Raw genomic sequence first — 22,541 nt, 5'->3', positions numbered from 1 at the left:
CGGGTTTACCGTCTGAGTTCAGGTGGGATCGGCAAGTCTTTCTTAAGTGGTTTAGGCCGTTTGCCTTTACCCGCCTTAAATGCCCGCAACTGATACACATACGCCAGTACCTGTGCCACCGCCATGAACAATTTGTGGGGAATTTCGTGCTCAACTTCAGTGGAATAATAAATAGCCCTTGCCAGCATGGGTGACGGCACAACAGGCACTTCATGGGCACCGGCAATTTTACGGATGTGCATGGCAAGTTCATCAATCCCTTTTGCTACCACCACAGGCGCTCTGCCGCCATTATCATCGTATTTAAGCGCCACGGAATAGTGCGTCGGGTTAGTCACAACCACATCCGCTTTCGGTACTTCCTGCATCATCCGGCGGGCTGCTGCCTGATATTGCAGGCGACGTATACGTCCTTTCACCTGAGGATCACCCTCGGCATTTTTACGTTCGTCTTTCACCTCCTGCTTTGACATTTTCATTTCTTTGTTGTGCTTGTACAGCTGGTACGGCACATCAAAAATAGCGATGGGGATCATGCCCAGTGTCAGCAGGAAAAACGCCCATTCGAGCATATTCAGTGCGTGGAACAAATTATTCGGGTACAGCTCAAGGTCAAGATGCAGTGCTTCATCCTGAAAGTACGTTAATGACACCAGCGCCATGGCACCGATTACAAAGAACTTAGCAATGGACTTGAGCAGTTCCACCAGGCCATTAATACCGAACATGCGCTTAAAGCCGTTTAGCGGATTCAGCTTATTCATTTTCGGCGACGCCGATTCCCAGGTGAAATTGTATCCGCCCAGCGCAATAGAGCCGTAAATACCGGCGGCCATCGCCACGACCATGTACAGTAAAACAGGCGCTGCCACCGCAGAAAAACCGTAAACCCAGGCTCCAAACATGTGAGTTGCGTCATAGGTTTGGTCGCGGGAAAGCTGGAACATGTTTTTCATCATGCCGAAAATAGCCTGTGCGATGGTGCCTCCCATGACAAGAAACATGACGCCACTGACCACCAGAACCAGTGTCGTAGATAACTCTCTGGACCGGGCCAGCTGGCCTTTTTTTCGTGCGTCGTCGAGTTTTTTCCCCGTGGGGTCTTCTGTTTTTTCCTGTTCGTCAGCCATCGTCTACCTCACACGGGACAGATCATCAGCAACTCGCACATGAATTGCTGAGCACGTTGCCACTGGGTGGCAAAGTGGGACGTAAAGTTATCGAGGGTAATCCAGATAATGATTAACCCCATGATTTGCGCAATGGAAAAACCAATGCTGAAAATATTTAACTGTGGCGATGCTTTAGTCATCACCCCGAACGCAAGATTCACGATCAGTAGTGAAACGATGGGCGCCAGCGATAACGTAATCGCAGACACAAACATCCAGCCGCCCCATTCTGCGATATCGCGGAACTGATCTGCTGTCCACCAGGCTTCGCCGATGGGAAATGCATCAAAGCTGATAACAATCATCTGGATCATGGCAAGATGGCCGTCAACGGTCCAGAACAGTAACGTCGCCAGGATCAGGTAAAACTGACCGACTGCCGGCACGTTAATTCCGTTTACCGGGTCGACAATGGAGGCGAACCCCAGACCGGTTTGCATGGCGATGATCTGACCTGCCAGAACAAAGGTGTTCAGGACCATCATAGAAATAAACCCGATGGCGATTCCAATCAGCAACTGCTGAATAACCATCAGAAAAGATCCTACGCCGACCAAATCGTCCACGGGTACCGGTTTAACGACCGGCATAATCACCAGGGTCAGAAAGATAGCCAGCAGGGCTCTCACCGACTGGGGGATAGATTTGGCACTTAATCCAATCATGGCTGTAAACATGCCGCTGATGCGCATAAACGGCAGCAACATATCAGCCAGAAACTGATTAATGGTAGATAAATCCACGTTCACGGAACGTAACCTTTACCCGACGACCTGAGGGATTTGATTGACCATATGAAAGGTAAAGTCCATCAGTTGCTCCACCAGCCAGTTACCTCCCCACGCCAGAGCCAGCAAGGTCACGATAAGTCTGGGCAGGAAACTCATTGTCTGTTCGTTAATTGATGTGGCCGCCTGAAATACTGCCACAATCAGACCCACAATCATGCTGGGCACAATCACCGCAGACACCAGCAGGATAACCATAAACATGGATTCACGGAGAATCTGAACAAAGACTTCAGGTGTCATGTGTTGTCTCCTAAACGCCCATGCCGAAACTGGTTGCCAGGGTGCCGAATATCAGATTCCAGCCATCCACCAGTACAAACAGCATTAATTTGAAGGGCAGTGAAACAATCATCGGCGACAGCATCATCATACCCATCGCCATAAGAATGGATGCCACGACCAGGTCGATAATGAGGAAAGGAATAAACAACATGAAGCCGATTTGAAATGCGGTTTTCAGCTCGCTGGTCACGAATGACGGGATAAGAATGGTCAGCGGCACATCTGCAGGTTCATCATACTTGTCTTCATCGCCGGCAATACGGACAAAGGTTTCCAGATCTTTCACCCGGGTTTGTGACAACATAAACGCCCGCATGGGTTCTGCTGCTTCTTCCAGCGCCTGGCGGGAGGTCATTTCCTCGTTCAGATAAGGTTGCAGGGCGCGCTCGTTTACCTCTTCAAACACCGGCGTCATGATAAACATAGACAGAAACAGGCTCACGCCGATAAGAATTTGATTGGAAGGAGACTGTTGCAGGCCGATGGCCTGACGGAGAATGGATAATACTACGATAATGCGGGTAAAAGACGTCATCATCATAATAAACGCAGGAATAAGGCTCAGCGCAGACATGATGAACAATGCCTGCAACGTCATTGAATAATCCTGCGTGCCGTCCGCATTGGTGGTCACAGTGACAGCAGAAATCCCCTGCTGGGCACTGGCAGGCAGAGCCAGAAGAAATAACACCGGACAGAGTGTCAGAAAACGGCATAACCATTTATTGTTTATCATTGCCCTCTCCTTTCACTGCCGGATTCATGGCGCCAGCCATAGCTTTAACCAGCTTCTGACGAAAATCGGCACCGTTATTCTCCTGTCCGTTTCCGGCAGGTGCTAATGGCGTTTCCAGTTTACTGAGATGATTGATGTTGTGAGCAGTAACGCCGATGAGATGCTGCTCGTCACCCACCTGAATAACCATAATGCGCTCTTTGGCACCGGCCATCATGCTGGCAACCACTTTCATCTGCCCATTCGCAGCATGAGTGACATTAAACCGGCGCATAAGCCAGGCGAGGGAAAATATAATGCCGACAACCACCAGCAATGACAGGAAAATTGACAGTACAGACGTGGGATTAGTTATTGACTGGGTGCTTTGAGCACAGGCCTGATGGCTAAATAACAGGGGCAGCAGAATGCAACCCCCTGTTTTAGAAAGCGTTTTAGCGAAGCTTTTTGATTCTCTCGATTTGACTGATAACATCCGTTAACCGAATACCAAACTTATCGTTGACCACTACTACCTCTCCATGAGCAATCAACGTGCCATTTACCAGAACATCCAGTGGTTCACCGGCCACCCTGTCCAGCTCGACCACGGAACCCTGGTTCAATTGTAGCAGGTTACGGATGCTTATCTGGCTGCGTCCCACTTCCATAGAAATGGTCACAGGAATATCTAAAATGGTATCGAGTTTCTTTTTCTCTTCCTGAGTAATCGGCGCATCATCGGTCAGCTCATCTAATTCAGCAACCTGAACGTCATCGCCACCTTCACCTTCGCCCGCTTCAGCATCAGCCTGCTCGGCCATGGCTGCGGCCCAGTCGTCCATTCCGTCATTATCACTCATGACTTTGCCCTCTTACTAAGATCGTCACTACAGATCTTCTTCAAGTACTTGCAGCTCAGCGTCGTTATCAATAACGCGCCCGCCGCGGGTTAATAATTGCAGTTCCGATTTCACCGACGTCGGACGCGGGATCTTATCGGAAATCTTCAGTGCCAGCGCATCTCTGGAGCGTCCGAGCTTAGCCCGGAACGTGGGGAGATCTTCGATCAGCACAGTAATGTGCTCCGGCATTTCCACCGGAATGATATCCCCGGCTTTAAATTCCATAATTTGACGCAGAGGCACGTCCACATCCAGCATATGCGTAGTTAATGCCACTTTTACGTCAAGGATTTCGTCACGCAGTGCCTTACTCCAGCGTAAATCGGTGTCTTCTTTATCAGATTGCACACCGGCATCGAGTAATTCACGAATAGGTTCCAGCATGGAATAGGGCAACGACACGTGGAAGTCACCACCGCCGCCGTCCAGTTCTATGTGGAAAGAACTGATAACCACCACTTCCGTGGGGCTGACAATGTTAGCCATGGCCGGGTTAACTTCAGAATCCAGATACTCAAAAGAGACATCCATGACCGGCGCCCAGGCTTCTTTGTAATCTTCGAAAATAATTTTCAGCAACATCTGAATAATACGCCGTTCAGTAGGCGTAAATTCGCGACCTTCGATTTTCGCATGATAGCGGCCATCACCACCGAAGAAGTTATCCACCAGAATAAACACCAGCCGGGCTTCCATGGTGATGAGCCCCGTTCCTTTCAACGGACGGAAGCGCACCATGTTCAGACTCGTGGGTACAAACAGCGTGTGAATGTATTCGCCGAATTTGATCATCTGGATGCCGTTAATAGAGACTTCGGCAGACCGTCGCATCATGTTAAACAAGCTCACCCGCAAATGCCGGGCAAAACGCTCGTTAACAATTTCCAGCGTTGGCATACGGCCACGTACAATCCGGTCCTGCGAGGAGAAATCATATTCCAGCGCAGATCTGTCGGAGGGTGCGTCCGATACATCTTCTTCTTCGACATCATCGACACCGTGTAAGAGCGCGTCAATTTCGTCTTGTGATAATAAATCGCTCACTGTGATAACCCGTTATTGCATCACGAAACCTGTGAACAATACCTGTTCAACCACTTCTGACCCTGTATATTCCTTCATGGCCGACTGTACTTCTTCAAGGGCTTTTTCCCGCAATTCGATTTTACCTGCTTCTGTGACCAGATCATCGGCATTACTGCTACTGAATACCTGCAATAAACGCCCCTGGATAAGCGGAATATTCACTTTCGCAGTTTCTTCATTATCAGTGCCCCTGACCAGCAACTGAATTTTAATCTGTACCGTACGCTCACGGCCACTGCCCGGAATATGGAACAGTAAGGGTTGCGGTAAAGCAACATACAAGGCTGTTCCCACTTCCGCTGAACCTGATGCCGGAGCAGCTTCCGGTGCTTCGCCTTCACCTTCGGCGGCTGCGCCCTCTTCATCTTCAGCTAATGCTTCTGCTGCAGGCTCATCACCACCGGCAAACAGAAAGAAATAAGCGCCGGCACCGCCACCAATCAATACCACAGCAATAATGATGATCAACATCATCTTACTTTTCTTGCCGCCACCTTCTTCTTCGATTTGTAACTCTTCATCAGCCATTGCGCTTTCCCCGTTAACCATTTTGGCGAGTATTATGGTGAATTACAGACAATTGGCAATAACCATTGCGTATGTCTGCTCATGGTTAAGCATAGTCATCAATTCCGCCCTGTGCCTGGCGGGTAAGCGATTGTTCTGTTACTTGTGTGTCTTCGCCGGCTTCCTGTGCAAGCTGGCCATTTCCGCCCCCCTGCTGACTGCCTTCACCACCTTCACCGTTGCCGCCTTGTTGTTGCTGACTGACAAAAGATTCACCCAGATTAATTCCCTGCTCTGCCAGCATTTCACGCAGCCGTGGCTCGGCCTGAGCCAGAGCATCTCTGGCCTGCGCTGACTGTACGACAAAGTTTACCGTCGCTGCGTCACCGGATACATTCACCCGCACCTGCATGCTGCCCAATTCCGGCGGATCGAGGCGGATTTCCGCCATGGAATTTCTGGCATTGACCATCCAGCGTACTTTCTCAGCCAGTTGCTGCTGACCTTCCGGTTGATGAATATTCACCGGCTTGTCTGCATCAGCGACCTGTTGAGCGGCTGACCGTTCAGTCCGGGCCTGCTGAATATCAGCTACGGTAGTATCTGAGCCCGAATGAAGTGATGCCAGAGCTGTCACTGTGGTGCCCTGCGCCAGTTGCGAAGCGGTCCCTGTAATGGCAGTGAGTTGTCTCATTTCAGTTTGCAGCATGACCTCAAGGTTCTCCACCGGCGCCACCCCGGCTTCTTCTATGGCACCGGCAATCATCGCTTCCAGCGCTGATTGTTGTTCACTGCCGCTTTGCAACTGAGCCTGAAACTGCTTAACAGCGTCGATGACGCCTTGTTTTACCTCTGCTTTCTGACCTTCACTGGCGTTATCGGGTAACATAGCCACCACCTTATCAGCCAGGTTGTCTGTCACCAGTGTCTGTGATTCTTCTGATGATGACGCCAGCATTTTGGCAAACTCGCCGGCTGCACTTTGTGCGACAATACCCGCTTCAGCATTCGCAGATGCACTGTTGTTCAGTGTTTGCTGTTCTTTCCCGCTTTGTTGATTATCCGCACCGGATTCGCCGCTCATTTCTGCTTTCATCAGAGAAACCAGCAAGGCAGCTTCTGCTTCCAGTTCACTTTCAGTCAGTCCGGCATTTTCAGCATTCTCTGAGGCCGCTTTGTTCACACCTTTGCCTGACGCCTTATTCATAGCAGCAATCATGGCGGCAGCCAGCTTCATTGCCTCTTCATCTGAGATTTCTGCATCCCCGGCGGCAGCGCTTTCCTCTTCCTGTGCGGCAATCAGCGCATTGGCGGCTTCGGTGAGGGCATCAGCAAGGGCCTGTAATGACTCACTGCCGTCAACTTCATTGCTTTCACCCGTTCCGGATTGCGTTTTTTGCGCCTCTTTCAAGCTGGCGATCAACGCTTCAAGCTCATCATTGCCGTTACCGGCTAACAGTTCTTCGCCGCTGATCAATGCGTCAAGGTGCAGTTCCTCCGGCAACGCTTCAACACTGGTAGCCAGAGTGACATCACCTTCTACCTGTGCACCGGTGTTAAGTTCACCTTCGTTCAGACGCCGCACGGCATCAACAAAAGACAGCCAGTCTGTGGCATCACCGGATTCGTCAGTGGCACTCTGCGTATCTGCAGAGGCGGTGCTTTCCACGTTTGTTTCTGACTCAGCCTCTGCTGCTACAGCGGCATTTGCGTCACCGTTTTCAGATGCATTACTTTTCTCAACGTCTGCCTTTTCTTTCGCAGATTGTTTCGCCGCAGTTTGCGCAGAACCAGTCACTTTGTGTTCGTCTGCCACATGGTTTTTATTCCGTTCCATGGGCTCACGGCTTGTTTGTGAATCACGGGAGGAGACACTGCGTTTACTGTCAGCGGATTTGGCATCTGTAGTATTGTCAGGACGCTGACTGGCAGAAGAAGATTTTCTTGCCTGCTCTGCCGGTGTGGCAGCGCGGTTAAACACATCAGCAAAAGCCTGCTGCTGTCCGTCAGACGTCGATACTCCGGCGGATGTATCGATATCTATCGGCAAAGCGGCAATTTCTGAACGCTGAGTGGCAACTTGTTGCATCATAATCTTAATCCTCTTCCCGGAAACCCCGTATTTCTGTCAAAAAACAGTGGTATTTGCGGGCTAGTTACTTTCACGTTTACAACTACGCAAAACCTGTTCCAGGTCGCCGGTTTCAGACTTTAAAGAGGAAATTAATTACGGCCCCGCCGGGCTTATTCATACCTGAACAGAGGCACCGGTAGTTAGAATGGAGATTTAGTTAATTGATTTCTGTAGAATTTCTGAGAGGCATATTCATCAAGCATTTGCTGTTCGCGGCGGGCTTCAATACGCTGTGCTTCCTGTGCTTTTTTGTCGATGAGCATATCCACCGCTTTACGGCGCTTTTGCTGCTCCAGCCAGGCCCGTTTTCGCTGCTCAGCGACCAGTGATGCCTGAGAAATCACATTCATTTGCTGCTGACAGGCTTTATCCAGCTTACCGACAAACGACAAATGCTGATGGTAAGCTTTCGCCGCCACGCCACCTTTACCGGTTGCCTGAATTTGACGGACATAATCAAGACGGTACTGCTGCAAATTGCTGAGTTTTTGACGCTGTTGAGTAACGTGCTGTTGAGCAAGCTGAAACTGCTGCGCAGCTTTCTGCTCTTTTTCCAGTTCGAATTTTGCAACCAGTGCCAGCTGACTCATTGACCTTACCCTTTACCTAATCCGCCGGCCAGTGCCGACATGCCCTGCAGACACTCATCATAGGGCAAAACGTTTTTCATACCTTGCTGCAGGAATGCATTAATAGCCGGTTCCGCACGGATAGCGAGATCAATTCGGGGATCAGAGCCTTTCGCATAGGCTCCGATAGAAATAAGATCGCGGTTTTGCTTGTACGTGGAATACACCTGACGGATACGCCGCGCCTGCTGTAAATGCTCGTCACTGGTCACCATGGGCATCACCCGGCTGATAGACGCTTCAATATCAATTGCCGGATAATGACCACTGTCGGCCAGCGTACGAGACAACACCACGTGACCGTCAAGAATAGCTCTGGCCGCATCGGCAATGGGATCCTGTAAATCGTCGCCTTCGGTTAAAACTGTATAGAAAGCAGTGATTGAGCCCTGACCGGCACTGCCATTACCGGCACGCTCAACCAGTGCCGGTAAGCGTGCAAACACAGAGGGCGGATAGCCTTTAGTTGCCGGGGGTTCGCCTACGGCGAGGGCGATTTCCCGTTGCGCCATGGCATAACGGGTCAGAGAATCAATCAGCAGCAATACGTTCATGCCCTGGTCGCGGAAATACTCAGCAATCGTCACGGCTGTTTCACAGCCTTTCAGGCGCATTAACGGTGAGGTGTCTGCCGGTGCAGCCACAACCACGGCGCGCTGACGTTCCTCTTCAGTAAGGATATCGTGGATAAACTCTTTAACCTCACGGCCCCGTTCTCCCACAAGACCCACGACCACCACATCAGCTTCACAACCACGGGTCATCATGCCCAGCAACACCGATTTACCCACACCGGATCCGGCAAACAGCCCCATCCGCTGGCCTACGCCTACTGTGTTCAATGCGTTAATTGCGCGTACGCCCACATCCATAGGTTCAGAGATGGGCCGGCGTGTCAGCGGGTTGATAGGCGGCTTGATAGTAGGTACGCGGGTGTCAGTTATTACCGGTCCTAATCCGTCAAGAGGCTGACCATTACCGTCGACCACACGACCAAGCAGACCCATACCCACAGCCAGACCACTTTCACGGTTTAGCGGCAACACCCTCGAACCGGGTACAATCCCGCGCACCGCTTCAGTGGGCATCAGATAGGTGATATCGTCGCCGAAACCAACGACTTCAGCTTCAATTTCCCCTTCAATGGTCTGTACCATACACTGACTGCCAACAGGCAGCTGACAGCCGACGGCTTCAAGGGTGAGGCCAATACCACGAACCAGTTTTCCGGCGGCAACCACGGGAGGCTGAGGGATCTGGTCGACAAGATCTTCAAAATAACTGCCCCAGGGACTAGTCATCTGAAAGCCCCCGGTCGAGGAGGAATTTGTTAAGTATGTCTTTGCAGCGGCGTTCTACAGACACATCAACAGCATTCTGTTGGGTGGTAATATCGCAGCCGCCACGGGACATTGCCGGTGATTCAATAAACTGCCAGCCTTTCTGCTCTACCGTGTCTTTTCCGTAATGCTCTGTGACCATCTGTATGTCGTCGGGGTGCATGGTGATGTGATAACGGGTTTCGTTCACCGGCAGGGCTTTTAATCCTTCTGCCAGCGCCTGCAAAATAGCGTCTTCACCGGTTTTCACTTCGGTGCGGATCACTGCCCTTGCCAGTGATACAGCCAGCCTGACCAGTTGTTTACGGGTATCATCATTCACCTGAGATAACGGCGCAGTGAGATTATCTGCCAGTGATGTCCAGTTTGCTGCCAGTGCATCTATTTCAGCCTGAGCAGCCTCGAGACCTTCGGCTTTGCCGGCCTCCAGACCTTCACCATGGCCCTGCTCTTTGCCTTCGGTATACCCCTGCGTTTTGCCTTCCTCAAAGCCGGTTTGCTTGCCTTCGTTGTAGCCCTCATCATGGGCTGACTGACGGATGGCTTCAATTTCTTCGGCAGTAGGAGGCAGGATCTCTTCTTCTTCCGGCTCCGGAGGTTCATATTTCCAGTCACTGCGACGATTCAGCGCATTGGTGCGTTGTAAATCCTGTGTTGTTTTTTCGTCAGACAAAAACGGCAAATCCCAGGATTTAGCCTCGTTAAATTCGTCGTCTGGTGTTGAATTATCACTCATACAATCTGGCACCCGTTAACTGCACAAGCACTTATCACAGGAATTCTTCACCGCCGCCGCCGCCCAGCATAATTTCACCGGAGTCAGCCAGACGTCTGGCAACAGACAGAATTTCTTTTTGCGCAGTTTCCACTTCAGACAAGCGAACCGGCCCCAGTGCTTCGAGATCATCCAGCAGCATTTCAGCAGCACGTTTGGACATGTTACCGGTGATTTTGTTTTTAAGCTCTTCGTCAGCACCTTTAATCGCTTTGAGCAGTGAATCCTGATTAACCTCGCGAAGGATGGCCTGAATACCTCTCTCATCCACATCAATCAGGTTATCGAAGACGAACATAAGATCCTGGATCTGCTGGCTCATTTCCTCATCCTGTTCACGGATTGCATCCATCAACTGACCTTCAATGGAGGTATCGAGGTAGTTCATGATATCGGCAGCAGACTTCAGGCCGCCCATTTTCGCTGCCTGAGTACCAGCCTGACCGGCAAACTGTTTCTCCATGATCTCGTTCAGCTCCTGCAGTGCCGCCGGCTGCACTTCTTCCAGATTGGCGATACGCATTAACAAATCGAGACGCACTTTTTCCGGGAACTGAGACAAAATCTCGGCACTTTGCTCCGGCTCAAGGTAAGACAATACAATGGTCTGGATCTGGGGGTGCTCGTTCCGGATGATGCTGGCAACCTGTTTGGAGTCCATCCATTTGAGAGAATCCAGTCCTTTAGCACCACTGCCCATGAGGATTTGGTCAATCAGGTTTGCCGCTTTATCTTCACCTAATGCCGCAGTCAGCGCCCGTTTAACGAAGTCCTGGCTCTGGAATCCGATGGTACTGTAATTCTGAATTTCTTCGATGAAATGCTTATGCACCGCCGTAATTTTCGGCTGTGTCATGTCTTCAATTTTTGCCATCTCACCACCGAGCTTCTGCACTTGCTTCGGCTCCAGGTGTTTTAAAATTTGCGCGGCATCTTCTTCCGATAAGCTCAGTAACAGGATGGCAGCTTTCTCCACCCCTTCTAATTTACTGATATCGTAACTTTGTTCGCTTTGAGCCATTTCATCAGGCATTACGTTGAACCTTAATCATCCAGTGTCAACCAGCCCTTAACAACCTGTGCAGACAGCTCCGGCTCATTGGCCACCAGCGCGCGCACGGCTTTAAGAACATCTTCATCTTTATGCAGATCCGGCAGCATCAGTGAGCCGTCCGGCGCGAAGCCAACCTGTGCTTCGTCGAAATCCTGACTCAGCATGCTGATAGTGTCATCACCCAGGTCGAGACTTTCATCTGCATCAAACTCGTCGGTGTCTTTCGATTCATCAGGATTGATAAGACGACGTAACATGGGTCTTATCACGAAGATAATCAATACAATGATGATCAACCCACCCACAACCAGTTTAAGTATAGGTAAGATTTCCGGTCGTTCCCAGAAAGGCACTTCTTCAACACCTTCTGCATCCATCCGCGTGAACGGTACACTGACGACTTCCAGAGAATCCCCGCGGGCGACGTCGAATCCTATACCACCCTGCAGCAGACGGCGGATATTTAACAGTTGCTCCTGACTTTTCGGTGCGGTAGTGACACTGCCGTCTTCAGCAACGGTACGATCGTGATCCACCGCCACAGACACGCTGAGACGTCTGATCACACCGGTTTGCTTTTTGGTATGGCTGATGGTGGTATCCAGCTCATAGTTTTTCGTGGACTCGCGGTTGCTGCGTCCGGGAACCGGCGCTGACTGACCATCCTGTCCGACGGCGTTTTCAGGAATATTGGACTCCAGCGGCGGCTGGTTACTCAGCGCGCCCGGGATACCGCCGGCGATAGAGCCAACGGAATTTGATTCTACGGTCATTTCACTGCGTACAGCAGGAAGGTCCGGATTGTATGTACGCTGGGTTTGCTCCATGGCCGTAAAGTCCATGGAAATATCAGCCTGCGCCGTATAATTACCAATTCCGAGAACAGGGATCAGAATGGCGTCAATTTTCTCCAGATATTCCTGTTCACGCTGACGCTCGATTTCATATTCTTTCCGCGCCCGTGCGCTCATGGAATCCTGCGAACCGGAATTCAGCAGACGTCCATTGCTGTCTGTAACGGTAACCCGTGACGGCTCCATGCCCTGTACAGCGGAAGCGACGATATCCACCACCGCATCCACTTCTTCACCGGCAATCACTTTGCCACGTTTTGCCGTGAGCACAACAGTAGCACTGGCTTTCTTTTCCCGGCGGGCAAACACGTTTTCTTTTGGCATAGCCAGTAAAACACGGGCTTTCTGAATGCTTGCCATGTCTTCGATTGTAGCTGCAATCTGTTGTTCACGGGCGTGTTTAAGACGCTCCAACTCAACCCGTTGCGATACACCGAATCCCATGTCCTGCATGATGATATCGGTGCCGGCATCTCCTGCACGGGTAAGTCCCTGACGGGTCATTCCCAGGCGCACATCCTGAAACTCGTCGCTGCGCACATATATAGTATTACCTTCCAGCTTGTATTCGATTTGACTGGCATCCAGGTAATCCAGTGTTTCGATAAGCTCTTCGGTTTCCATTTTCGCCAGCGGCCGGAAATCCGGCTCCTGTGCCCACAATAAAATGAAAATGGCGATGGCCACACAAATCACCAGTACAACGACCAGTGCCATCTGGCGCACCATGTCGGCACTGCCCAGCGTGTCCATGAATCCGGATTTATTCTCCGCGTCTGAACCGCCGGTTTCGCCGGTTGAGTCGCTGACTGTCAGGTTAGTACCTGTTGCTTCGGCCATGACGTACTACTCCACTACACCGGCATGTTCATGATGGTTTTATAAGCTTCCAGCACCTTGTTGCGTACCTGTACGGTCGCTTCAAAGGCAATGCCTGCCTTTTCTTTGGTCAGCATGACTTCGGCAAGACTTAATGACGGGTCGCCCATCTCAAAGCGTTGTTGCATTGATTTTGATTCCATCTGCATGTTGTTCACACCTTCAACGGCCTGTTTCAACATGGCTGAAAAATCGCTGGCAGAGGCATTTTTTACTTCGAGTGCCTGTTCGGGCATCTCTGTAGCCTGCAGACGAGTCTGGCCGATCATTGATTGCATCTCCTGATACAAACTGTTGGCTTTAACGTCCATACCCCACTCCTCATTATATTGCTTATCGTCAGAAAGCTGTCTGACACTGGTTCTTAAACAGACAACAGCAAAAGCAATACCAACTTTTATTTTTCAATTTAATCAGCAAGTTAGAAAGAATGCCAAATTAATGACACAGGCAAGAGAGAAAAACGAAAAAAGCCACGGCGGCTGCCGTGGCAAGAGGCTTTAGTGTGAAACACACACTTGCAATGAATACATTGATGTAATATTAATCAGGCAGGAACGTCGATACCTTCTTCCCGCATTCTGGCCAGTTTATAGCGCAGGGTACGGGGACTGATACCAAGCTTTTCAGCCACTTCTTTACGTTTCCCTTTACACAACTGCAGGGTATCAAGGATTATCTGATGTTCCTGATGACGAAGCTCAGAACCGAGCTTACTGTCGTCGGTTACCACTTCATCAGCCTGAATACTGTGGCTTGCCAGTGTAGCGGCCATATCAATCATCAGATCAGAGGATTCGATAACTTCACCGTCACACAGGATTAAAGCGCGCTGGATAACATTTTCCAGTTCCCGCACATTGCCCGGCCAGTCATATTGAACCAGCTTGTTTCTGGCGGCACCGGACAAACGCAGCGTACTTTCACGCTGACCGCCGGTATGACGCTGGATCAGGTGTTCGGCCAGCGGAACAATATCACCCGGCCTTTTCGCCAGCGGCAACCAGACTACCGGAAAGACATTCAGGCGATAATATAAATCTTCGCGGAACTCCCCCGCCTCTACAGCCTGACGCAAATCACGGTTACTGGTGGCAATGACCCGGACATCCAGTGCAATAGTTTTGCGTCCGCCCAGGCGCTCGACCTCTTTTTCCTGTAATACACGCAGTAATTTCGCCTGCAGAGCCAGGTCCATTTCGGTAATTTCATCCAGCAGAATAGTGCCGTTCTGCGCCTGCTCAAATTTGCCGGGACATGCCTGAACCGCACCGGTAAAGGCACCTTTTTCATAACCAAACAATGTGGCTTCCAGCATATTTTCAGGAATGGCTGCGCAGTTGATTGCCACGAACGCTTCTGCAGCGCGGGATGACTGATCGTGGATATAACGAGACAGTACTTCTTTACCGGAACCGCTTGGCCCCAGTACCATTACCGTGGCATCAGAACCGGCAACCTTGCGGGACAACTCCAGCAATCTGAGACTGCCGGGATCTGCCGCAATGGGCGTACGGGACTCAATTTTATGTGCCGGCGCATAGCGGCTGACCAGATTCAGCAGTACCTCAGGAGCAAACGGCTTGGACAGATAATCTGTCGCTCCGTCACGCATGGCCTGAACCGCATCATCAATGGTGGCATACGCCGTCATCAGCAATACCGGTAACTGGGGATAACGGGCTTTAATATTCTTCAGCAGGGTCAGACCGTTCATGTCACCCATCTGAATGTCACTGACGACCAGATCGACTTTCTCCGCAGCCAGCTGAATCAGTGCATTTTCTGCAGAAGCCGCAGCAATAACCCGGTAATCAGCCAATTTCAGCGTGTCATTTAATGCTTCACGCAACCCCGCGTCGTCTTCAACAATCAAAATAGTAGAGTGGCTCATACAAGGTCTCCTGTATTCTCAGGGGATAAAGTGGTTCGGGTAACAGGCAGCGTCACGGTGAAGCATGCTCCCTGTCCTTCTAAATTAGTCACACCAAGCCGGCCTTTGTGTGCATTCACAACAGATTTCACTACCGCGAGTCCCAGGCCCGTGCCGTGTGTTTTGGTAGTGAAAAACGGTTCAAAAATTTTCTGTCGCACAGCTGCCGGAACCCCCGGCCCCTCATCAATCACAGAAATCGCAATGTGTTCACCGCTGCAAACGGCATTGACGTAGACCGTCCCGCCTGCTTCACTGACCTGACAGGCATTATGTATAAGATTAAGTAACGCTCCCTGCAGGGCTATAAGATTGCCGGTAAGTGTGGCGTCAGTGCTGAAACCGCTGACAGATAAATTCACGCCGGCCTGACGGGTCATGGTTTCTGCAACAGGAACAATGGCATCTTCAAGTTGTGCAGGTGTCAGTACAGACACGACCTGATCTTCCCCGGATTTGGCAAACAACAGCATATCGTTTACCTGGCTCTCCAGTTCTTTCAGACGATCGGTAAGTTTACCGGCAAAATCGGCTGTGGCCGCTTCGCCGAGGCCTTTGCGTTTCATATTAGCGGCGTACAACATCGCAGCAGAAAGCGGCGTGCGGATTTGATGCGCCAGTGACGCCACCATTTTGCCCAGCGCTGATAAGCGCTGCATGTGGCTGACTCTGGCCTGCAATTGCCGGGTTTCGGTAAGATCGGTCAGAACAATAAGCTGGCCCGGCTCGTTATCAAGAGGGGTAATGGATAGCTTTACCCGGCGGCCGTCAATTAATGACACTTCATGGCCGTCGTCCGCACGGGGTTTAAATGAACGGGCAATGATGGTTCGCCAGAGCTGGCCCTCGAGGGGTTCACCTAACAGTGACTTAGCCTGACCGTTCGCCTGACGCACAATCCCCTGCCCGTCAATAACGATAACGCCGGCAGGCATGACCTGCAATAAATGAGATAAACGACTGGCCTGCTTTTTAAGCACATCAATATCATCACTACTGCTTTCCGCCTGTGCAGAATGCGCGTAATGATAGTCAGATAAATGTACGGATGCTTCGCCGGCAGCGGCTGCGTAGCTATGCCCATCGTATGTCATGATAACCCTCGTCAAAAAGCAGACATTACGTCCTGACTGGGTTAATGCATTTGATGTGCCAGTATTATTTTACATTTAAAACAGTAGGTTAAAGAGGTTTTGTAAAGAAGGTTAAAGTCAATTATCTGACGATACCGACTCCTCGCGCTGAATTTCATACTTGCGCATCTTTTCAACCAGAGTGGTTCTGCGCATACCCAGTTTATCAGCAGCGCGGGCAACAACCCAGTCCTGCTGATCCAGAGCCTGTATGATCAGATTAATTTCCAGCTCCGACAGATACTCTTTAAGATTTACGCCCTCTTCCGGTAGCTGGGAAGACTCCGCGCCTTCTTCACGGGGGACAGCATAAGCCGAATCTTCAACCGGTGAACGTAAATCTTCTGAAGCAGCTGACTCGGCGAACAATTCATTGAATGCATCGCGTTCCAGCAACTCTTCCGGATAGTCCGGCTCGTAAGCCTGAATTTCGCCGTACTGATACTTAGGCGGCAAGTCCTGAATATCAACGATTTGATTAGGGAACAGTATACTCAGCCGCTCTACCAGATTAGACAGCTCACGGACATTACCCGCCCAGTCATGTTCCATTAAAGAGGAAATAGCCATTTCGGTGAATTTAACCACCGATACGCCGTCACCCTGAATACGGCTGATCAATTCCTGCAGCAATAACGGGATGTCTTCGCGGCGTTCACGAAGTGCAGGACTGTCGATGGGAAACACGTTCAGGCGATAATAGAGATCCTCACGGAACTTATCGTCTTTAATCATGTTTTCCAGGTTACGGTGGGTGGCAGCAACAATACGAACATTGGCTTTTATCGGTGTATGACCACCAACACGCTCAAATGTCCGTTCCTGCAATACCCGCAGTAATTTAACCTGCATTTGCAGCGGCATGTCACCTATTTCGTCAAGAAACAGTGTCCCGCCTTCTGCCAGTTCAAAGCGTCCTTTCCGTGCACTGATTGCACCGGTAAATGCGCCTTTCTCGTGGCCGAATAATTCACTTTCTAACAGTTCACCGGGTATGGCACCACAGTTAACCGGAATAAACGGGCCTTCTTTACGCTCAGACATAAAGTGAACGTTACGGGCGATAACCTCTTTACCGGTACCGGACTCACCCAGAATCAGCACGGTGGCATCGGTCGGGGCAACCTGCTCTACCAGTTTACGTACAGTCTGAATTTGCTGGCTGCGACCAACAAGGCTACGGAAAAGACGGGTTTTCAGGCCAGCGGTTTTTACCGGGCCCGGACGGTGACGGGTATATTCCTGGCAACGATGAATTGCCTGAGTCAGTACCGGGTAAGTAATAGGAAGTGTAGCGGTGCTGACCAGATTGCAATTCGGTGCAATAAGGCCATCCTGCGCCTGAATAGCGACAAACGGGATGTGGGGAAACTGCGCCACCAGGTTTTGAACCTGGTCAGCTCTGGCGTAATCAATCATGACCGCTTCAACGGTATGGGTATTCAGATAGCCGTAGCTATCCGCAAAAGATTGCCCGTAGCAAGCTTCCCCCATGAACGTGATAACGGTTTCTAATTTTTGAATGAGTTCGCCGTCATCGCTAACGAGCAGAATTTCCTTCATCTATTCCCCGAGAACGCATTTTTATTATTTACAGTTTAGCGCATCTGCATGATTGTAGCGGTAAAAGATCAGTTCGCAAACACTGATTCTTGTTCCTGAAGCAAAAAAAGCAGGTTTAACCTGCCTTTTTGATTAAAACGTAATCACACCCGTTCTAGTTTAACAATGCCAGAACCTGTCCTTGCTGTTGGTTCGCCTGTGCCTGCACAGAAGTAGCAGCCTGACCCAGTACGCTGTTAGAAATATTTTCTGATACCGCCTGCGCATAGTCCAGATCCTGAATACGGCTGCGGGCTGCAGACACATTCACATCAGCTTCACTGAGGTTTCTTGCCGTACTGGCCAGTGCGTTCTGTGTCGCACCGAGATCTGCGCGGAATCCGCCCACTGACTCAACGGCTTCATCAGCCGCCTGCAACGCAGCATCCAAATCGCCGGAAGTGATATCAATATTCAAAATACCGGACAGATTACCGGCAACATCAGAAGTGCGTACGCCCACGGACTGATCAGGATTTGCCCCGACCTGAAAATTAATTTCCCCTTCAGCACTCAGCAGAGGCTTACCGCCAAAGGTCGTCTGATCGATTGTTTGCGAGATATTATCCTGCAACTGGGTAATTTCAGACTGTATCGCCTGACGATCGGCATCATTCAGTACACCGCTGCCGGCCTGCAAGGTGAGTTCGCGGATACGGTTAACATCGTCATTAATGCCGGACAAGCCACTTTCCGCAACCTGCGCCAGCGAGATACCGTCATAGGCATTATTAATTGCCTGACGGTTGCCTTCTACCTGAGAAGTAAGACGGTCGATGATTTGCTGCGCAGCCGCACCGTCGGCAGCACTGTTAATGCGTTTGCCCGACGCCAGTTTCTCCATCAGGCTGGTTTGTTTTTCCTGCACCTGCTGAAGTAATGATGTTGTCGATGACGAATTGCTGTTGAAATTGATCATACACGCCTCCTCTCTGACGAAGTATAGCAGATCTGTGATAACACAATGGTTAACTTTAAGGTTATGAGGATGAATTACAAGGTATGGAGTTCCATAACCAAAATTCACAGGTGTTGCCGGCTGTTTACTTAACCGGATATTGATAACCGGCAGCCCTCATCCGGCAATGAAGATTCTTATAAATCAATTAACTTCACCGGCTTGCCCTGCCGGGGAGTTCGGCATAACATTTATGTTTTCCGATGATTAAAGTTCCCGTCAATGATCATAAACGATATAAGAATTCACCTGCATGCTGATGAAGAGATCCAGAAATCTATCGAGGCCGAAAATGCAGAAACATTGATCAAGACATACAAAAAAGGCCTGCAAACGCTGAAGATCAACATGCCTCAGCTCGCCTCTCTTGTAGAAAATGAACGTAGCAGCAACATATCCGTTTTTTGTAATAAATTTGGCGAACTTAATATCATTGATTACGGCGCAGGGCAGGCATTCTATGGTTTGCATCCTGAACAGGAAGTGTGCTCCCATGTAGACAGCTGGGCCAGCCATGCAGCCAAAAAGTATTCTCTTACATCAACACCGTCTCCGGATAAATCTTCACGGCTGGAAAACGCCCCTCTGGTGAAAGGTGACACCATCGACACACTGGTTAGTCTCGGGCTGGGCGGCGGAATACATATTGAATACTTATTAACTGAATATTCAATTCGCCACCTCATTATATATGAGCCGGAGATTCAGTATTTCAAAGCATCACTGATGATGTGCGACTGGAGCAGAATATTTTCTGTAGCCCGGGACAAAAATACCCTGCTCTTTTTCATGCCACAAAATAACGGCAACACCATTGTTGATGACCTGCTTGAACTCAAACAGCACGAAAACATTAACGACTTCTACCTCTATAAGCATTACAGCACGCCGGTTTCCGACGCTATTTTCCGTGCTTTCAGCGAAGATGATTGGGCGGTACTTTCTGCACAAAACCTTAATGTAGAAAAGTACATTCGCCGTGATGTACTCAAGCCTGTATGGTCAACCGTTTATCTGGACCCTGACACACACGAAGCGTTAAATGATACCGCCCCCCGGTTTGTTGAAAACCTGAAGGCGTTTAAGAAGTACTTTCCGGATATTTTTGACGAATTTAAGGAATTTACCCCGGCATACTGGTTTCCGGTGAAATGCGAAAACGGTGACATTAACTTACTCGATAAAACAGATAACACGCTGTTTTTATCGAATCCGCGCACAGAAGGTGAGCTTAATCAGCAAAACTTTGCCAGATATCCCCACAAGGATGGTTTAATCATGGGATACACAGGAGGTAAGTTAAACGACTACCTCCATTATCAGTATGTTGAAGAAACAGAAGGCTTGCTGGACAAACTGCATGAGACAAAGAGTAATTTACCTGAAGAGATAAAATCTCTGATTCTTTTTGGCCTTGGCTTTGGTTATCAGCTTGAAGCATTGCTCGCGTCCCACTCTGTGAATAAGCTATTTATTTGTGAACCTGACCGCGACTTCTTCTACGCCTCACTATTTGCCATCGACTGGCAGGCAATTTTCGTTCAGACAGAAGCCATCGAAGGCAGGCTGTATGTCAATATAGGTGACGATGGCAGCAATCTGTCCAACGATTTAACTCATCAGTTCTATGCCGTCGGCCCCTATAATCTGGTCGACACATATTTCTATCAAAGTTACTTCAATCCCACGCTGTCTCACGCGATAGCGAACATGCGTGAGCATCTCCAGTTGCTCATCAGCATGGGCGAATATTTTGACCATGCCAGATTCGGAATTTCGCATACCAAAGAAATGATTTTGCGCGGTTCGCCCATCCTTACAAAGAAAGCACTGCGGCCTGTTCCGGCTGACATTGCCGATGTCCCGGTATTCATTGTGGGTAACGGCCCTTCTCTTGATGCCAGTATTGAGGCAATAAAAGAGTGGCGGGATTCTTCCATCGTTATTTCTTGCGGCACTGCGCTCATGCCACTGGAAAAAGCCGGCATCACGCCTGATTATCACGCGGAAATAGAACAAAACCGCTCCACATTCGACTGGTGCTCAAGAGTGGGAGCCTTCGATTATTTAAAGAAAATCACTCTGATCTCCTGTAACGGCATCCATCCTGATACGTCAGATCTTTTTGGTAAAACACTGATTGCGTTTAAAGACGGGGAGTCTTCAACAGTATCCAGCCTTGAAGTGCTTGGACGGGAGAATTATACCGAACTTAAATTTGCCTACCCTACCGTAGCCAACTTAGTGAATAACCTGTTCTGTGAACTTGGCTTTACTCAATTATATCTGTTCGGTATTGACCTGGGGTTCGCCGACGACACCTATCATCACAGCAAGGACTCGGGTTACTACGACGAAGACGGTAATGAAATTTACGATTATCGTGAAGCCAACAACACAGCAATTAAAACCAGAGGAAACTTCCGTCCGTTCGTTTTTACCAAATACGAATTCAAGATGTCCAGAACAATACTGGAACAGGTTTACTCAAAATATCCGGGGTCAACCTGTTACAACACCAGCGATGGTGCGTTCATCAACGGTACGTCCCCACTGGCTCCGGATTTAATATTAACCACATCAACTCCGCAAGCCAGGGAAGCTTCCCTGACCTTCATCGATACTGTGGCCTTCCGGCCCGTCAGCAATACTGCACAATTTGCGGAAACGTATAATGAGCGCTATCAGACAGGCAGTTTCAGAAACGAAGCAGAAAAACTACGGTCATTAATAGACAGTACGGAGGCTACCTCCACAGCAGTGGAAAGATTGGTTGATGCGCAAAGAAAGCTGATTTTTGATTCCTATTCCAAAGGCAAGTCACTGCTGTTCTATCTGCTTCACGGCACTGTGAACTACACCAATGCCTTTTTGATAAAAGTTATCGCCTCAGATGAAGCTGAAACCCTCCTGCCTGCAGCACTGGAAAGCTGGAAGAAGTGGTCGGAGATTCTGATTGATGACTACCTTGAAGCACCTGATGCTTATGATTTGATATCTTCTTTCCGCCACTTACGGGTAGTGAGTTATTGCAATAAATATACGCTTAACCGGTTGTGCGAGTTTTATATCCCGACGTCGGATGGCATGTTTGAAAAGATTTACAACGGTACTTTCGAAAATAAAAATTGCGTTGAAGAAACCGCGCAGAAAGAACTCGTTATGTTTAATAAATCCTGGGACGATGTAAGTTTCGCCAGAGCCATTGCGATTTGTACAGATTCAAACAGTGACTTACTTTTCACAGGTACATGCAACTGGTCTGATATAGACCGCTGGCGATCTGCTTTAAAAGACAAATTCCCGGACGCGAGTTTTTATTATTACCCCTCAGAACATGACGACTCAATCGATGATGAAAACCGGCTATTCAAGGGAGAAATTCCCTTTTTCGCTCCGCTGTTTCACGCCAGACAAATGCCGTTAATGCGCAAAGGAATTGCTCACGCATGTTTGTTTGTAGAAAAGCTCAGATTTGTTGCAGAGCCTGACGAAATAGCAATTAAAAGCATGGAAAAGCAAATTGCTCAACTTTCAGGTTCAGATTTGTTTTTGGATTTCGGCAACTATCTCGCCATACCTTTAAATCCCGGTGACTATCATAAGATTGCTGTCGATATAAAAGGCGACCGGGGAGTAATCAGGAACAGAACAATTCAGTTAGAAGACATTTTTTATATGATTGATGAAACTGTTTATCTGAGACAAAAGAAGTGGCTGGGTGATAACACTTAAAACGTAAATGCAAAACTTCTCTCTGTAAAACAAAACCCCGCAACAGCGGGGTTTATA

20 protein-coding genes are annotated in these 22,541 nt (G+C 49.5%); 1 reads left to right on the top strand and 19 read right to left on the bottom strand.

Annotated features, from left to right (window positions below):
• Positions 1–5: 5 nt before the first annotated feature.
• The 19 genes from flhB to ACXAGR_RS13875 all read right to left on the bottom strand — a co-directional run bounded on the left by flhB (position 6) and on the right by ACXAGR_RS13875 (position 18,710).
• The gene (flhB, locus tag ACXAGR_RS13965) at positions 6–1,130 is read right to left on the bottom strand and encodes a flagellar biosynthesis protein FlhB (protein ID WP_474851047.1); all 1,125 of its coding nucleotides are present in this window, start codon (positions 1,128–1,130) and stop codon (positions 6–8) included.
• 8 nt (positions 1,131–1,138) lie between these two features.
• Entirely contained in the window at positions 1,139–1,921 is a 783-nt protein-coding gene (fliR, locus tag ACXAGR_RS13960) for a flagellar biosynthetic protein FliR (RefSeq protein ID WP_474851046.1), read from the bottom strand.
• Positions 1,922–1,933: 12 nt separating this feature from the next.
• Positions 1,934–2,203, bottom strand: coding sequence for a flagellar biosynthesis protein FliQ (gene fliQ / locus ACXAGR_RS13955; protein WP_119500574.1), 270 nt, complete (start codon positions 2,201–2,203; stop codon positions 1,934–1,936).
• Between the two features lie 10 nt (positions 2,204–2,213).
• Entirely contained in the window at positions 2,214–2,981 is a 768-nt protein-coding gene (gene fliP / locus ACXAGR_RS13950; RefSeq protein ID WP_303574368.1) for a flagellar type III secretion system pore protein FliP, read from the bottom strand.
• A complete protein-coding gene (gene fliO / locus ACXAGR_RS13945; protein ID WP_474844845.1) occupies positions 2,968–3,387 on the bottom strand; it encodes a flagellar biosynthetic protein FliO in 420 nt (139 codons plus the stop codon). Before fliO ends, fliP begins: the two co-directional genes overlap by 14 nt.
• 28 nt (positions 3,388–3,415) lie before the next feature.
• Positions 3,416–3,823 (bottom strand): flagellar motor switch protein FliN, encoded by a 408-nt coding sequence (fliN, locus tag ACXAGR_RS13940; RefSeq protein ID WP_119500572.1) that lies wholly within the window; start codon positions 3,821–3,823, stop codon positions 3,416–3,418.
• A gap of 27 nt (positions 3,824–3,850) precedes the next feature.
• Entirely contained in the window at positions 3,851–4,909 is a 1,059-nt protein-coding gene (gene fliM, locus ACXAGR_RS13935; RefSeq protein WP_474844666.1) for a flagellar motor switch protein FliM, read from the bottom strand.
• Positions 4,910–4,921: 12 nt separating this feature from the next.
• Positions 4,922–5,479, bottom strand: coding sequence for a flagellar basal body-associated protein FliL (gene fliL, locus ACXAGR_RS13930; protein ID WP_474844665.1), 558 nt, complete (start codon positions 5,477–5,479; stop codon positions 4,922–4,924).
• 85 nt (positions 5,480–5,564) lie between these two features.
• Positions 5,565–7,550, bottom strand: a complete 1,986-nt coding sequence (locus tag ACXAGR_RS13925; protein ID WP_474851045.1) for a flagellar hook-length control protein FliK — start codon at positions 7,548–7,550, stop codon at positions 5,565–5,567.
• A 182-nt stretch (positions 7,551–7,732) separates the two neighbouring features.
• On the bottom strand, positions 7,733–8,182 hold the full coding sequence (gene fliJ / locus ACXAGR_RS13920) for a flagellar export protein FliJ (RefSeq protein ID WP_303574370.1): 450 nt from the start codon (positions 8,180–8,182) through the stop codon (positions 7,733–7,735).
• 5 nt (positions 8,183–8,187) lie between these two features.
• The gene (fliI, locus tag ACXAGR_RS13915) at positions 8,188–9,522 is read right to left on the bottom strand and encodes a flagellar protein export ATPase FliI (RefSeq protein ID WP_474851044.1); all 1,335 of its coding nucleotides are present in this window, start codon (positions 9,520–9,522) and stop codon (positions 8,188–8,190) included.
• Positions 9,515–10,297 (bottom strand): flagellar assembly protein FliH, encoded by a 783-nt coding sequence (gene fliH / locus ACXAGR_RS13910; protein WP_474851043.1) that lies wholly within the window; start codon positions 10,295–10,297, stop codon positions 9,515–9,517. Before fliH ends, fliI begins: the two co-directional genes overlap by 8 nt.
• A 34-nt stretch (positions 10,298–10,331) precedes the next feature.
• Positions 10,332–11,369: a flagellar motor switch protein FliG gene (fliG, locus tag ACXAGR_RS13905; protein WP_119500565.1), complete on the bottom strand. Its 1,038-nt coding sequence runs from the start codon at positions 11,367–11,369 to the stop codon at positions 10,332–10,334.
• A gap of 11 nt (positions 11,370–11,380) precedes the next feature.
• Complete coding sequence (gene fliF, locus ACXAGR_RS13900) at positions 11,381–13,084, bottom strand: flagellar basal-body MS-ring/collar protein FliF (protein ID WP_474851042.1); 1,704 nt, start codon at positions 13,082–13,084, stop codon at positions 11,381–11,383.
• 14 nt (positions 13,085–13,098) lie between these two features.
• Complete coding sequence (gene fliE / locus ACXAGR_RS13895) at positions 13,099–13,434, bottom strand: flagellar hook-basal body complex protein FliE (RefSeq protein WP_119500563.1); 336 nt, start codon at positions 13,432–13,434, stop codon at positions 13,099–13,101.
• A 236-nt stretch (positions 13,435–13,670) separates the two neighbouring features.
• Positions 13,671–15,017, bottom strand: a complete 1,347-nt coding sequence (locus ACXAGR_RS13890) for a sigma-54-dependent transcriptional regulator (RefSeq protein ID WP_119500562.1) — start codon at positions 15,015–15,017, stop codon at positions 13,671–13,673.
• Positions 15,014–16,150 (bottom strand): sensor histidine kinase, encoded by a 1,137-nt coding sequence (locus ACXAGR_RS13885; RefSeq protein WP_474851041.1) that lies wholly within the window; start codon positions 16,148–16,150, stop codon positions 15,014–15,016. The genes ACXAGR_RS13890 and ACXAGR_RS13885 overlap by 4 nt, the downstream gene beginning before the upstream one ends.
• Positions 16,151–16,267: 117 nt before the next feature.
• On the bottom strand, positions 16,268–17,752 hold the full coding sequence (locus ACXAGR_RS13880; protein WP_474844659.1) for a sigma-54 dependent transcriptional regulator: 1,485 nt from the start codon (positions 17,750–17,752) through the stop codon (positions 16,268–16,270).
• Positions 17,753–17,906: 154 nt separating this feature from the next.
• On the bottom strand, positions 17,907–18,710 hold the full coding sequence (locus ACXAGR_RS13875) for a flagellin N-terminal helical domain-containing protein (protein ID WP_119500559.1): 804 nt from the start codon (positions 18,708–18,710) through the stop codon (positions 17,907–17,909).
• A gap of 261 nt (positions 18,711–18,971) precedes the next feature.
• Here ACXAGR_RS13875 and ACXAGR_RS13870 point away from each other — a divergent pair, with 261 nt between their 5' ends.
• Complete coding sequence (locus ACXAGR_RS13870) at positions 18,972–22,484, top strand: motility associated factor glycosyltransferase family protein (RefSeq protein ID WP_474851040.1); 3,513 nt, start codon at positions 18,972–18,974, stop codon at positions 22,482–22,484.
• Positions 22,485–22,541 lie beyond the last annotated feature (57 nt).

This window comes from Alteromonas sp. ABH4_457 (assembly GCF_056160625.1).
The sequence above is the reverse complement of the archived record's forward strand: the minus strand, read 5'-3'. Positions and strand labels throughout refer to the sequence as shown.